This is a genomic window from Flavobacterium lacustre (assembly GCF_027474525.2).
Classification (GTDB): Bacteria; Bacteroidota; Bacteroidia; order Flavobacteriales; family Flavobacteriaceae; genus Flavobacterium; species Flavobacterium lacustre.
Window position 1 is genome coordinate 2,428,850 of the sequence record NZ_CP114882.2, and the last position, 14,281, is coordinate 2,443,130.

Here is a 14,281-nt window from a genome sequence, read left to right on the forward strand (position 1 = left end):
TTATTCAGAAACCGTTATTTCAAACATTTTATTCCAGTTTTTTCCGGTTATAAAAATGGTTTTAGTTTTAGGATTATAGGCAATTCCGTTTAAAACATCATCAGGTGTTGCATTCAATAATTTTCTCAAACCAGACATGTCTAATATTCCTTCTACAGCTCCACTGGTTGGGTTTACAACAGCAATTGCATCTTTTTGAAAGACATTAACATAAAATTTCCCATTGATTAATTCTAATTCGTTGACTGCTTTTATCTTGAAATTCCCTGAATAGACATTAATATAATCAATCATTTTTTGAGTTTCCGGATCCATTTTCCAAATTTTTTCGGTACCATCAGTCTGATAAATGTATTTTCCGTCATTTGTCATTCCCCAACCTTCAATATCTTTGTCATAAGTGAAGGTTTTTTCTAGTTTTAAAGTAGTGGCATTATAAATGAAACCTGTTTTTTCCTGCCAAGTCAGTTGATAGATTTTATTATTTATAAAGGTAATTCCTTCTCCAAAATATTTAGAATCAATATTAACTTGTTGATATACTTTTCCTGTTTTGTAATCGTATTTTCTAAAATAAGAAGCCCCTTTTTCGCCTGTACTTTCATATAGAGTATCTTTATAAAACTCTAAACCTTCAGTAAATGAAGCGGTATCGTGTGGGAAAGTATTGACAATAGTATATTTTAATGATTTAGGCTGCACATTCGAAACCAATTCGATTCGCTGTGTTGCTACTGCATTTTCTCCTTCAAAATACACTAAAGCTTTAAAGTTTTGATAGCCCAGTTTTTGGTCTTTAAATGGAAAGTTTACTTTGTCCAACCCTTTTTTGGAACCGATTTTTTTGTCATTAACATAATAAACAATGCTGTCGATTTCTTTCGATTTTGGATTTAAAATTCCTAAATCTATCGCTTCCTGAGGCTGATATTGCTCCTTAAAAGTAGAAATATCAAAAGTAAACAGACTATTTTCTTCTTTTTTTGTATCGCCACAATTGGCTAAAGTGATTCCTAATAAAATGATAAATAGGAAGTTATAATTTCTCATAGTTTAAATTTTAAAGACCCCAATATACAACCTTATTTTATAGGGGCAAAGCACTTGCAAAAATATAAAAAGGTTGTATATTTGCACCGGCAAGTCCTACACGACCAGCTCCTGCAGACTCCCCCAGGATGGGAACATAGCAAGGGTACGTGGTTGAGCGGTGCGATGTAGGTCGCTTGCCATTTTTTTTAATCTGAATTTATTTCAGATTCTTTTCGAAATTCACAGAAATAAGTAGTCTTCCTTCGGGAGGATTTTTTTATTTTTGGACAATTCTAAAATAAAAATATGAATAAAGTAGTCTTAATTACAGGCGGTTCTTCGGGAATTGGTAAATCTATTGGGGAGTTTTTACACCATAAAGGATTTGTTGTTTATGGTACGAGTAGAAATCCTGAAAAGGTTTTGAATGCTATTTTTCCTTTGATTGCTTTGGATGTCCGTGATGTGGATTCTATTGATAAGGCTGTAGCCAAAGTCATTGCAATTTCCGGAAGGTTAGATGTTGTAATTAATAATGCCGGTGTTGGGATTACCGGTCCTTTAGAAGAAATTCCAACAGCAGAAATAAAGAATAATTTTGAAACTAATTTATTTGGCCCAATTGAAGTAATGAAGGCTGTTTTGCCACAAATGCGTGCGCAACAATCAGGTTTAATTATCAATATTACTTCAATTGCGGGTTACATGGGATTGCCGTATCGCAGCGTATATTCAGCCTCAAAAGGGGCTTTAGAATTGATTACGGAAGCGTTACGAATGGAGGTAAAACCATTTGGAATTCAAATTACAAATGTAGCTCCGGGTGATTTTGCAACTAATATTGCTGCGGGGCGTTTTCATGCTCCTCTACTTAAAGGTTCTGCTTATGAAAAAACCTATGGCGACACGCTTAAAACAATGGATGAACATGTAAACAGTGGGAGCAATCCAAATGAAATGGCCGAAGCGGTATATAAAATTATACAAACTAAGGAGCCAAAAATCCATTATAAAATAGGTGTTTTTATGCAAAAATTTTCCATCGTTTTGAAGCGAATTTTGCCTGACAAAGTCTATGAAAAAATGCTGATGAATCATTATAAATTGTAATTTTGAAGCGAATTTTTTTAAACACACAATTAAATATAACTATATTATGAAATTTTTTATTGACACAGCTAATTTAGCTCAAATTAAGGAAGCACAAGCATTAGGTGTTTTGGATGGCGTTACAACAAATCCATCATTAATGGCTAAAGAAGGAATTACCGGAAAAAATAACATTTTGAAACATTATGTAGACATTTGCAACTTAGTTGATGGTGATGTAAGTGCTGAAGTAAATGCAATGGACTTTGACGGAATGGTTAAAGAAGGTGAGGAATTGGCTGATTTACATGAGCAAATTGTGGTTAAATTGCCAATGACCAAAGAAGGTGTGATGGCTGCAAAATATTTTTCAGATAAAGGAATCAGAACTAATGTTACTTTAGTATTCTCAGCTGGACAAGCTTTATTAGCTGCCAAAGCTGGTGCAACTTATGTTTCACCGTTCATTGGTCGTTTGGATGATGTATCTACAGATGGTTTAGCTTTGATCGAAGAAATCAGATTAATTTATGATAATTACGGTTACGAAACTCAAATTCTTGCAGCTTCTGTTCGTCACACGATGCATATTGTAAATTGTGCTAAAATTGGTGCTGATGTTATGACTGGACCATTATCTGCCATTTATGGTTTATTGAAACACCCATTGACTGATATCGGATTGGCTCAGTTTATTGCTGATTTCGAGAAAGGAAATAAATAAGAAACAAGTTTTAGTATAAAAAAAAGTCCCGTTTTACAGTGTAAAACGGGACTTTTTTATTTGGTTTCTAGCGAGTTATTAGTGACCTCCTCCTTCGCTTTGGATATGATTAATTCCTTGTCTTTTTAATATTTTAGGGCAATAGTAACCGTAAAAGCCTAAATATGCAAAACCAAGAAGTGGAACTATATAAGAGAAATGCGTCCATGAAATACCAAATATTCCATTTGGACTAGTTAAATCTATATCGCAGATACTTCCTTGAACCAAAGGAATAACTCCTCCTCCAAGAATCATCATGATTAAGAAAGAAGATGCTTTTCCTGTATTTTTTCCTAAACCGGCAATAGCTAAATCAAAAATAGATGGCCACATGATAGATAAGAATAATCCACCGGAGATAAGGAAGAATTTAGCAATTTCTGTATCAGGACAAACTAATCCGATAAGCATCATCAGTAATCCTGAAAGACCAAAAAGCATTAATGTTTTACCTGCATTTTTACCACCTATAAAGCTTACTGCAATAAACATTAATATCCAGATAGGATAAATATAAAAGGCAGAAACATCATGACCTGCAAATATGTTAGCTCCTATAATAACTCCAAATCCTAACGCAGGTACGATAAATTTAAGAGCAATATTAGCTATTTTTGAAGTGTTAAAAACATTTACACCACCATTCCAACGACCAATCATCAAACTTCCCCAGTATAATGCAATAAATGGCGAAATGGCATCTTCTAAAATACTGCCAAATTCTGAAGTTTTTAACAAAGCTGGTAAATTACTAATTATAGTTACCTCGGTTCCAACGTAAATAAAAATAGCCAACATTCCTAAGTAAAGCTGTGGATAGTCTAAAATGCTGAATTTTTCGTGAGCATGTTTAACTTCTGCTTCTTCTAGTTTTACAGGATCCTCAATTTTAGAAAAGTTCATAAAAATGGCTACTGCAATAAAAGCAAGTCCTAAAATGATGAACGGTGATTTAATATCTTCTAATGAAAGGGATGTTTTTTTATCATCTCCCATTCCGAACAAAGCAATCCCTAATAAAATGGCACCGATAGTTGTTCCAAAAGAATTTACACCTCCAGCCAAAGTCAAACGGTGCGCTCCAGTTGATGGGCTTCCCATTTTGATGGCTAATGGATTAGCAACAATTTGTTGAATAGAAAAACCTAAACCTACGGTAAATAAAGCGGTTAAAAAGAACGGAAAACTTTCCATTGTTGCAGCAGGAACAAATAAAAAGGAACCAATAGCTGAAAGAATTAAACCAGCAGAAAGTGTTTTTTTGTATCCAAATTTTTGTAAAACATCTACTTTTAAAGATATTAGAAAGAAAATTATTGATCCTACAAAGTAAGCTGCATAAAAAGCCCAAGCGACTAATTGTGATTGAACTTGAGATAAAGTAAATACTTTTTTGAATACTGGGATTAGAATGTCGTTTGCTGACCCGACAAAACCCCAAAAGAAGAAGACGATTATCAAAGAGATAAACTGTCCCCATTTGGTTTGCACATTTTCTGAACTCATGATTTTTTTTTGGTTTTTAAATTATTTAATATGTTTTTTGCTGCAAGACTGTAAATATATTTCTTACCTAAACTAAAAAAAAATATTTTCCTATAAAAATTATCATTTTTATATAAACAGCATTATTTATTGAACAAAGTACATTTTTGTTGAGTTTTTGACTGTGAATTAACGGGTTTTGATTAAAAATTTATTCTAAAATTTTACTTTTTGCATCTTTACTGTAATTGCGTCCGATAGGAATGGTGTAGGAATGTATTTGTATTTTATTTCCTTCAATCGACTTTACTTTGTCAATTGCAATGGTGAAGGATTTGTGAATTCTGATGAATCGATCTGCGGGTAATTCATCGGACAAAGAAGTTAAAGATTTGCGGGTGATATACGTTTTGTCTACTGTAATTACTTTTACATATTCTTTCATTCCTTCGATAAAAAGAATTTCATCAATGTTTATTTTGATCATTTTTTTATCGACTTTGATAAAAATATGAGAATCAATTCGTTGGTTTTCAATTTTGATGTTGTTTTTCAGATTGAATTCGGTTGTAATTTTATTGATGCATTTAACAAATCGTGGGAGCGGGATGGGCTTCAACAAATAATCTAAAACATCTAAATCGTAACTTTCAACAGCAAATTCTCTGAATGCACTCGTTATGATTACTCTGGTTTTATTTTCAATCAAACTGATTAATTCAAAACCGGTCATCATGGGCATATTAATATCCAAAAAAACGGCATCAACACCATTGTTGTTAATAAATTCAAGAGCTTCTAATGCATTATTAAATGTTCCAATAATTTCAAAATCTGAAAAATCAGTAAAATAATTTTGTAAGACTTTAATAGCTAGTGGTTCATCATCAATCAAAATGCATTTAATTTTCATCAGCAATGGGTATTTGTAAACGAATGATATAATAATTAAACTTCACTTTTTGTTCTAAAGTAAAGTTGTTTTTGAAAATTAATTTCAATCTTTTCTTGGTATTTTGGAGTCCAATGCCCTTTTTGGGATTATTATTTTGTGAAAGTACAAAATTATTCAGGATAACAAAATCTAAAGTCGTTCCATCAATCACTTTAAAATTAATCTTTATCTGCAGTTGCTCATTATTGGTTCCGCCGTGTTTAAACGCATTTTCAATAAGAGAAATAAGCAGTAAAGGCGGAACTTTGACGTCGTCAATATCCGATTCTATGTTTATCGTAACTTCAACATTTTCAAAACGAAGTTTTTCAATTTCAATGTAATTTTGAATATAATCGATTTCGTTGATTAGCGGAACAAATTTAGTTTCTTCGATTTCATACAGCACATATTCCATTAATTTGGAAAGCTTTATAATTACATCAGGAACTTTTTCTGAGGATTCTAATGACAAAGCATATAAGTTATTCAGCGTATTGAAGAAAAAATGCGGTTGAATTTGTGTCTTTAAATATTTGAGTTTTATTTTAAATTGTTCTTCTCTTAATACTCTATTTCGATCTCTTTCCTTAAGCCAAGTCAATGTCAGATAAACAGAAGAAGCCATTGCTAAAACATACAATTCGCCAATACATACAGCAACAATATGGTTTATTTCAAAGGGTTTGTATTCTCTGTTGGCTTCTGGCCAAATGTTTTCTGAAATGATAAAATAAGTTAATCCTGTTTTTAATAAATAAATGATAAATAGACTTAACAAAAGTGTAACGGCATATGCTATATATTTTGATTTTAATACATAGCGCGGGACCAGAACAAACAAATTGAAATACACCAGCGGAATGTGTAAAGCAAATTCTATCAAATTGGATTTAAAGGAATATTCGTAATCATTAAAATAAGCGCCCCAGCGAAGAAAATTCAGTAAGAAATACAATCCCCAAAACCAAAAATGATTTTGAAGTTTAATATCGAATTTCATTTCTTTTAAATGGCTCACTTTTTTTGGAATATTTTGAAGTTTATGATTTGCAACTTTAATCAATTTGGCAACAAAAATCGGTTTTTTCGAATAAAAAAATTTAGAAACATAAATAGTAATCATTTTGTAAACGCATTATTGAAAGAATCATGTCGTTGGTTTAAAAAACAGAGCCGTTGGTTTAAATAATTTTTTTTAGAAAATAGTTTCATTTAATTTTATAGGTATATTAAAACAATTAATATCAGCGAAGTAATTAAATCGAATAAATAAAAATAAAATGAAAAGTGCTTTAGAAATTAAACCTGACATTAGCTATAAAAGTGCCGGTAAATTTGAAGAAACCAGATATGAAAAAATTCATAACGAAATCTTCAAAAACTCAATTGAAGCGTCCGTTATCGTCGCTCAGGAAATAGCACAATTAATCAAAAGCAAGCAAGCGGAAAATAAACCGTGTGTGCTTGGTTTGGCAACCGGTTCTTCACCCATAAAAGTATATGACGAATTAGTTCGAATGCATAAAGAGGAGGGACTAAGTTTTAGTAATGTAATCACATTTAATTTGGATGAATATTATCCAATGAACAAGGAGAATAAACAAAGCTATCATTATTTCATGCACGAACATTTGTTCAATCATATTGATATAAAACCGGAGAATATCAATATTCCCGACGGAACTATAGCTCTCGATCATTTGTATCAATATTGTATTGATTATGAAATGAATATTAAAAAATCGGGTGGACTTGATTTTCAATTATTGGGAATTGGTCGTACAGGCCACGTAGGTTTTAATGAACCTGGTTCACACGTTAATTCAGGAACTCGCATTATTACCTTAGATCACATCACAAGAGTCGATGCATCATCCGATTTTAATGGTATTGATAATGTTCCAAAAAGAGCAATTACCATGGGTGTTTCAACAATTCTTAGATCTAAGAGAATTGTTTTGATGGCTTGGGGCCAAAATAAAGCTGATATTATCAAAAGAACTATTCAAGGTGAAATCAGTTCTGAAGTTCCGGCTACATTTTTACAAAATCATACCAATGCAACTTTTGTTTTAGATCAATCTGCCGCTTCTGAATTGACACGATTCAAAACACCTTGGTTAGTAGGAGAATGCATTTGGAATCAGGAATTAAAAAGTAAAGCTATAGTTTGGTTGTGTCAAAGCACCAATCAATCTATATTGAAATTAACAGACAGAGATTACAATAATAACGGAATGTCTGATTTGTTGGCGCTGGAAGGTTCTGCGTATGATTTGAATATAAACATGTTCAATGTTTTGCAACATACCATCACAGGATGGCCGGGAGGAAAACCGAACACCGATGATTCCTTTAGACCTGAAAGAGCAAATCCGGCGAAGAAAAGAGTTATTCTTTTTAGTCCGCATCCAGATGATGATGTGATTTCTATGGGAGGAACTTTTTCAAAATTGATAAAACAAGGTCATGATGTTCATGTGGTGTACCAAACTTCCGGAAATATTGCAGTAACCGATGACGAAGCTTTAAAATTCGCTGAAGTATGTAATGATTTCGTAGGAGAGGATAACAGCAAAATTAATTTTCAGGAAATAATTGATTTTTTGAATAACAAAACAGAAACACAAGTTGACTCCCTGGAAGTTCGAAAATTAAAAGGACTTATCAGAAGAAGAGAATCCTATGCCGCTACCCGTTACATAGGGCTAAAAGATACGAATATTCATTTTCTGGACATGCCATTTTATGAAACCGGACAAGTAAAGAAAAATCCAATTGGAGCAGAAGATATCGAAATTGTTAAAGATATTATTGCAAAAATAAAACCACATCAAGTTTTCGCAGCTGGTGATTTAGCAGATCCACATGGTACTCATGAAGTATGTTTGAATGCTGTTTTTGCTGCTTTGAGAGCGCTAAAATCTCAACCTTACATGAACGATTGTTGGTTGTGGTTGTATCGTGGAGCTTGGCATGAGTGGGATATTCATGAAATTGATATGGCTGTTCCGTTGAGCCCTGATGAGGTTTTACTAAAAAGACATGCCATTTTATACCATCAATCCCAAAAAGACAGAGTAATGTTTCAAGGCAACGATTCTAGAGAATTTTGGGTAAGAGCCGAAGATCGTAATAAAAACACCGCAAAATTGTATGATGATTTGGGATTAGCGGAATACGAAGCTATAGAAGCTTTTAAACGATTTGATTACTAAAAAAAAAACTATTTGTAATTACTTTTTTTTCATTGACATAAATCAAAAACCATTTTTTTGACTTGTTAAAATCGGTTTAATTTTCTAATCAAAATACTTATGAAATACATTTTAATTCTTTTATTTTCTGGCTTTGTAGCCAATGCCCAAATAAAAACAACCTCATTAGATTTGATGCCCTGGCCGCAAAAGATAGAGATGAAATCGGGTACTTTTACTTTAGATAAAAATTTTAAAGTAAACATAAAAGGACAACCTGATGCCAGAATTTTTCAAGCTGCAACTCATTTTCTTCGAAGATTAGACGGGAGAACGGGATTGTTTTTAGAACAAGGATTTGTTACGAAAGAAAATGAATTTCCCACTGCTTCCTTACAAATAAATTGTGCCAAAGCAGGAAAAACAGGATTGTATGAAGACGAAAGTTATCAATTAGAAATTCAGTCTACAGGTATAACAATCAACGCTACATCAGATTTGGGGGCAATTCATGCCTTAGAAACAGTATTACAATTGTTGCAAAACAACGCGAGTTCTTTTTATTTTCCGATGGTTAGTATTACTGATTTTCCCAGATTTACTTGGAGAGGTTTGATGATAGATGCCGCAAGACATTTTCAGCCGGTTGATGTTATCAAAAGAAATCTTGATGCAATGGCTGCTGTTAAAATGAATGTTTTTCATTGGCATTTGGTTGATGATCAAGGATGGAGAATTGAAATGAAAAAACACCCAAGATTTACAGAATTAGCTTCGGATGGGGATTATTATACACAAGAAGAAATTAAAGACATTGTAAAATATGCCGACCAAAGAGGAATTATGGTGATTCCTGAAATTGATGTTCCTGGTCATGCTACGGCAATACTCACTGCTTATCCAGAAATAGGAAGTAAAGTGGTGAATTCAAATGCAAATTTTTTAGAAAATAAAACGCAGACTTCAACGATAGCTCCCTATTCTTTAGAGCGAAATTCAGGGATTTTTACACCAACTATAGATCCATCAAATCCCAGAACATATGAGCTGTTGAGTGAAATTTTTGATGAGGTTTGTCCGCTTTTTTCGGGAAAATATTTCCATATTGGAGGAGACGAAAATGAGGGGAAAGATTGGGATGCTAATCCTAAAATACAGGCGTTCATGAAAAAGAATAAATTGGCAAACAATCATGAATTGCAAACGTATTTCACGATGCAATTAATCCCGATGCTTAAAAAACATCAAAAGGAATTAATGGGTTGGGAAGAAATCATGACAAAAAACATGTCGAAAGAGGCTGTGATTCATTCTTGGAGAGGTCCTAATGAAGGGCTTTTGTCCGGACAATCATTAGTAATTGCAGCAAAGAGCGGTTATAAAACTGTTTTGTCAAACGGTTATTATATTGATTTGATGCAAAGTGTAGCAGATCATTATTTAAATGATCCAATTGCTAAAAATATAGCGTTGACCAGTGAAGAAAGAGCAAGAATTTTGGGAGGTGAAGCTGTAATGTGGAGCGAGCTTGTAACACCGTTGACTATTGATTCCAGGATTTGGCCAAGAACTGCAGCAATTGCCGAAAGATTATGGTCAGATGCTGCAATTACTGATTTGAGCAGCTTGCGCAAAAGGTTAAAAACCATTTCTTTTAGATTAGAAGAATTGGGGATTACTCATTTGAAGAACAAAGATGTAATTTTAAGAAACATCAGTAACAATCAAAAAACAGAAGCTTTAGAAGATTTTTCAAAGATTTGTGAACCACTGAAAATATATACCAGAAATAGCGAAGGAACAGAATATAAGGTGTATTCGCCGTTGACTTTATTTGCGGATGTTTGTACCCCGGATGCGGAAGATGCAGTAGCTTTTGAGGTAGCTGTCAATCAATATTTAGAAAATAAAAGCCCTGAGAATCAAAACAGAGTTACTGATTTTCTCAAAAAATGGATTGAAATTAACTCTAAACTGATAGCGTTAAGTTCTAACGCTCCTTTGATTCAGCCTATTTTACCTTTGTCAAAAAACATAAGTGAAGCATCGCAGCAACTTCTATTGAAAATAGAAAAAAAACAAGCCGTAAATACTGCGATTTTGAGCGATTTAATAGAACAATGCAATTCAAAAAAGTATGCCGATGTAGAATTGGCCGTTTACAGCAGTTTGATAAAATTACTATAAAGAAGAAACAATTCTAAATAAAATAAGGATTGGTAAAATTGAGTTTGGTTATTTATATTTTGCCTTATTTTATTTAGAATAAATAGTAGCTTCTTTTTAATTTTTTAAATAGGTTTTTTAAAGAAGATGATATTCTAAACCTGACATTTTTGTCAGGTTTTTTTATGGAATTTAATCAAAGACTTGTCAAACTAAATTTCGATAAATGTCTTCTTTTTGATTTATAAAAATCAGTATTTTTTTGTATTTTTGCAAAAATTTTTAATAAAAAGACATTCATGTTAACAGTCAATAATTTATCAGTTCAATTTGGCAAACGAATTTTGTTCGACGAAGTAAATACTACTTTTACACACGGTAATATTTACGGAGTTATTGGAGCCAATGGTGCTGGAAAATCTACATTCTTAAAAATAATAGCAGGTGATATGGACCCAACTTCGGGACACATACATTTGGAACCAGGGAAACGCATGTCGGTTTTGAACCAAAACCACAATATGTTTGATGAGTACACCGTTCTGGAAACAGTAATGATGGGGAACAAAGTTTTATACGCCATCAAAAAAGAAATGGACGAATTGTACTTGGATTACAATGATAAAAATGCAGATCGAATAGGGGAGTTGCAAGTGCAATTTGAAGAAATGAATGGTTGGAATGCAGATTCTGATGCTGCATCAATGTTGTCAAATCTTGGTATTTCAGAGGATAATCATTATACGTTAATGGGCGATTTAGAAGGAAAAATCAAAGTGCGAGTGCTTTTGGCGCAAGCCCTTTTTGGAAATCCTGATTTGCTTATTATGGATGAGCCTACCAATGATTTGGATTTTGAAACTATTGCTTGGTTAGAAAATTTCCTTGCTAATTATGAAAATACAGTAATTGTAGTTTCGCATGACAGACACTTTTTGGATTCAGTTTGTACACACATTTCAGATATTGATTTTAATAAAATTAATCATTACTCCGGAAATTATACTTTTTGGTATGAATCAAGCCAATTAGCAGCAAAACAACGCGCACAACAAAACAAAAAAGCAGAAGAAAAGAAACAGGAATTAGAAGAATTTATTCGTCGTTTTAGCGCGAATGTGGCCAAATCAAAACAAGCTACTTCCCGTAAAAAGATGATTTCTAAATTGAATATTTCCGAAATTAGACCATCAAGTCGTCGTTATCCTGCGATTATATTTGACCAAGAACGTGAAGCTGGAGATCAGATTTTGAATGTACAAAATTTGAGTGCTTCTGTAGATGGTGAGGTTTTGTTTAAAGGAGTGGATTTGAATATGGCAAAAGGCGATAAAATCGTGTTGTTCTCTAAAGATTCGCGTGCAACAACTGCTTTCTATGAAATCCTAAACGGAAACCAAACAGCAGATTCCGGAACTTGTGATTGGGGAGTTACCACAAACCAAGCGTATTTGCCGGTAGAAAACCATTCGTTCTTTGAGAGTGATTATTCGCTTGTAGATTGGTTGCGTCAATGGGTAAAAACGGAAGAAGAGCGCGATGAGGTAAATATTCGCAGCTTCCTTGGGAAAATGATTTTTTCTGGAGAAGAAGCCTTAAAAACGTGTCGTGTTTTATCTGGAGGAGAAAAAGTACGTTGTATGTTATCTCGAATGATGATGGAAAGAGCTAACGTTTTGATGCTGGATGAACCAACAAATCACCTGGATTTAGAGTCAATCACAGCGTTTAATAATTCTTTGAAAAACTTCAAAGGTTCGGTAATTTTTACAACACATGATCATGAGTTTTCTCAAACTGTTGGAAATAGAGTAGTTGAATTGACTCCAAAAGGAGCGATTGACCGTTACATGACTTTTGATGAATATTTGGACAACGAAGGAGTTCAGGAATTAAGAACGAAGATGTATTCTTAAATAAAAATATTTTTTTTTAAATCCCATTATTTACTAATGGGATTTTTTATTTTTTCTATTTTTTGCCAAACAGTTTGCTAATCACAAAAAGGATTACTGCCAATACTATTACTACCAATGCAATTCCAAAACCCATACCAGCTTTAAAAATACCTCCAATAACTTCGCAGCTCGTGAACGATACAATCATTACAAATGCAACGATTAATTTGATTAATTTGTTTCCCATGATTTTTTTGTATTAAATGAAATTCAACAGATTAGTTTCGTATAAAAGTATCTCATTTTAAAAGTTGAATAGTTACATAATTCGTGTAAAAACTTCTATTATTCCTTTTTTAAATTATTAAAATAGGGCTCAAAAACAGGATTTTATAGCATGAATTTTAATATAAAAAATTACTTTTGATTTCAAATAGAAATTTTAATTCATATGCCAAATAATTCTTTTAATTTAAAAGCACCTAGGATAGAAGTTGTTGATGCTTTGCGCGGTTTTGCCATTATGTCGATTATGTTACTTCATAATATTGAACATTTTGATTACTATTTTTTTCCGGAATTCTTCCCGGATTGGTTGAAAGCATTGGACAAAATAATCTGGGATACTTTGTTTTTTTTATTTGGAGGAAAATCGTATGCTATTTTTGCATTGCTTTTTGGATTTAGTTTTTATATTCAAAATAACAATCAAGAACAAAAAGGGAAAGATTTCAGAGTACGTTTTTTTTGGCGATTGATACTGTTGTTTGGTTTTGGTTTTGTGAATACTCTTTTTTACTAAGGCGACATATTGATGCTTTATGCAGTACTCGGACTCACATTAATTCCGGTAGTAAATTGGAGTAATAAAGCTGTTTTTAGTATGGCTGTGATCTTGATGTTGCAACCTTTAGAATGGACTAAATATGTTTATATTTTGTTTCATCCGGATTATATTCCTGCGCCAAATACCTCTGATTTTTATTTTGGTAAAATGGGACTTTATCTGAACAGTAATTCTTTTATAGATTACGCTATCGGAAACTTGCAAATTGGGAAAATGGCTGCCATGTTTTGGTCTTGGGAAAACGGAAGATTTTTTCAGGCACCAGCTTTGTTTATGTTAGGAATGTTAGTTGGTCGAAAACAACTTTTTGTTATCAATACAGCAACATCCCGTTTTTGGAAAAAAGTATTCTTGTATTCAATCCTTTTATTTGTCCCTTTATTTATATTAAAAACACATCTACCGGATATTATTTCCAGAAAAGCAGAACTAGACCGACTTTCTGTTATCATTACTTCTTGGTCGAATGTTGCTTTTATGGCAGTTTTAGTTTCTTCATTTGTACAGTTATATCAAAAAATGAAGCTGAACAGATTGCTTTCTAAGTTGGTTCCTTTTGGCAAAATGAGTTTGACTAATTATATCATGCAATCTGTTATAGGCGCTTTTATATATTATCAATATGGGTTAGGGTTGTTTAAGTACACAGGAGCAACGTATTGTTTACTTATAGGAATCAGTTTGTTTATTTTACAATTATTATTTTGTACATGGTGGCTAAAAACCCATAAACAAGGTCCTTTGGAGTCAATTTGGCATAAAGCAACTTGGTTTTCATTTCGCAAATAATTATGCATTACACATGTAATTGTTTAAAAATGAGAAAGTCTCAACTTCAGGTTTGGGGCTTTTTTTTCGTCTAAA

The 14,281-nt window shown here is 32.7% G+C and carries 12 protein-coding genes and 1 other RNA gene; 8 read left to right on the forward strand and 5 right to left on the reverse strand.

Annotated elements, in window-relative coordinates; genetic code table 11:
• The gene (locus O6P34_RS10545; protein WP_269684469.1) at window positions 1–1,050 is read right to left on the reverse strand and encodes a glutaminyl-peptide cyclotransferase; all 1,050 of its coding nucleotides are present in this window, start codon (window positions 1,048–1,050) and stop codon (window positions 1–3) included.
• Window positions 1,051–1,137: 87 nt separating this feature from the next.
• Between O6P34_RS10545 and ffs the strand changes: the two genes are divergently transcribed.
• From ffs to fsa, 3 genes are all read left to right on the forward strand, one after another.
• Window positions 1,138–1,235: signal recognition particle sRNA small type (gene ffs / locus O6P34_RS10550), an RNA gene on the forward strand.
• Window positions 1,236–1,338: 103 nt separating this feature from the next.
• Window positions 1,339–2,142, forward strand: coding sequence for an SDR family oxidoreductase (locus O6P34_RS10555; protein WP_269684470.1), 804 nt, complete (start codon window positions 1,339–1,341; stop codon window positions 2,140–2,142).
• Between the two features lie 46 nt (window positions 2,143–2,188).
• Entirely contained in the window at window positions 2,189–2,845 is a 657-nt protein-coding gene (fsa, locus tag O6P34_RS10560) for a fructose-6-phosphate aldolase (protein ID WP_269684471.1), read from the forward strand.
• A 78-nt stretch (window positions 2,846–2,923) separates the two neighbouring features.
• On the opposite strand, the gene O6P34_RS10565 is transcribed toward fsa, so the two are convergent.
• The 3 genes from O6P34_RS10565 to O6P34_RS10575 form a co-directional block, all read right to left on the reverse strand.
• The gene (locus tag O6P34_RS10565) at window positions 2,924–4,393 is read right to left on the reverse strand and encodes an MFS transporter (protein ID WP_269684472.1); all 1,470 of its coding nucleotides are present in this window, start codon (window positions 4,391–4,393) and stop codon (window positions 2,924–2,926) included.
• 190 nt (window positions 4,394–4,583) lie between these two features.
• Entirely contained in the window at window positions 4,584–5,285 is a 702-nt protein-coding gene (locus tag O6P34_RS10570; RefSeq protein WP_269684473.1) for a LytR/AlgR family response regulator transcription factor, read from the reverse strand.
• A complete protein-coding gene (locus O6P34_RS10575; RefSeq protein ID WP_432419574.1) occupies window positions 5,275–6,309 on the reverse strand; it encodes a sensor histidine kinase in 1,035 nt (344 codons plus the stop codon). Before O6P34_RS10575 ends, O6P34_RS10570 begins: the two co-directional genes overlap by 11 nt.
• Before the next feature lie 280 nt (window positions 6,310–6,589).
• On the opposite strand from O6P34_RS10575, the gene nagB reads away from it, so the two are divergent.
• The 3 genes from nagB to O6P34_RS10590 all read left to right on the forward strand — a co-directional run bounded on the left by nagB (window position 6,590) and on the right by O6P34_RS10590 (window position 12,588).
• The gene (nagB, locus tag O6P34_RS10580) at window positions 6,590–8,527 is read left to right on the forward strand and encodes a glucosamine-6-phosphate deaminase (protein ID WP_269684474.1); all 1,938 of its coding nucleotides are present in this window, start codon (window positions 6,590–6,592) and stop codon (window positions 8,525–8,527) included.
• Between the two features lie 99 nt (window positions 8,528–8,626).
• The gene (locus tag O6P34_RS10585) at window positions 8,627–10,693 is read left to right on the forward strand and encodes a beta-N-acetylhexosaminidase (RefSeq protein WP_269684475.1); all 2,067 of its coding nucleotides are present in this window, start codon (window positions 8,627–8,629) and stop codon (window positions 10,691–10,693) included.
• Window positions 10,694–10,971: 278 nt separating this feature from the next.
• Window positions 10,972–12,588, forward strand: coding sequence for an ABC-F family ATP-binding cassette domain-containing protein (locus tag O6P34_RS10590; protein WP_269684476.1), 1,617 nt, complete (start codon window positions 10,972–10,974; stop codon window positions 12,586–12,588).
• A gap of 55 nt (window positions 12,589–12,643) precedes the next feature.
• On the opposite strand, the gene O6P34_RS10595 is transcribed toward O6P34_RS10590, so the two are convergent.
• Entirely contained in the window at window positions 12,644–12,817 is a 174-nt protein-coding gene (locus tag O6P34_RS10595; RefSeq protein ID WP_269684477.1) for a hypothetical protein, read from the reverse strand.
• Between the two features lie 204 nt (window positions 12,818–13,021).
• On the opposite strand from O6P34_RS10595, the gene O6P34_RS10600 reads away from it, so the two are divergent.
• Both O6P34_RS10600 and O6P34_RS10605 read left to right on the forward strand, forming a co-directional pair.
• Window positions 13,022–13,372 carry a heparan-alpha-glucosaminide N-acetyltransferase domain-containing protein gene (locus O6P34_RS10600; protein ID WP_269684478.1) on the forward strand — a complete coding sequence of 117 codons (351 nt, stop codon included), beginning with the start codon at window positions 13,022–13,024 and terminating at the stop codon, window positions 13,370–13,372.
• An 81-nt stretch (window positions 13,373–13,453) separates the two neighbouring features.
• Complete coding sequence (locus O6P34_RS10605; RefSeq protein WP_269684479.1) at window positions 13,454–14,206, forward strand: DUF418 domain-containing protein; 753 nt, start codon at window positions 13,454–13,456, stop codon at window positions 14,204–14,206.
• Window positions 14,207–14,281 lie beyond the last annotated feature (75 nt).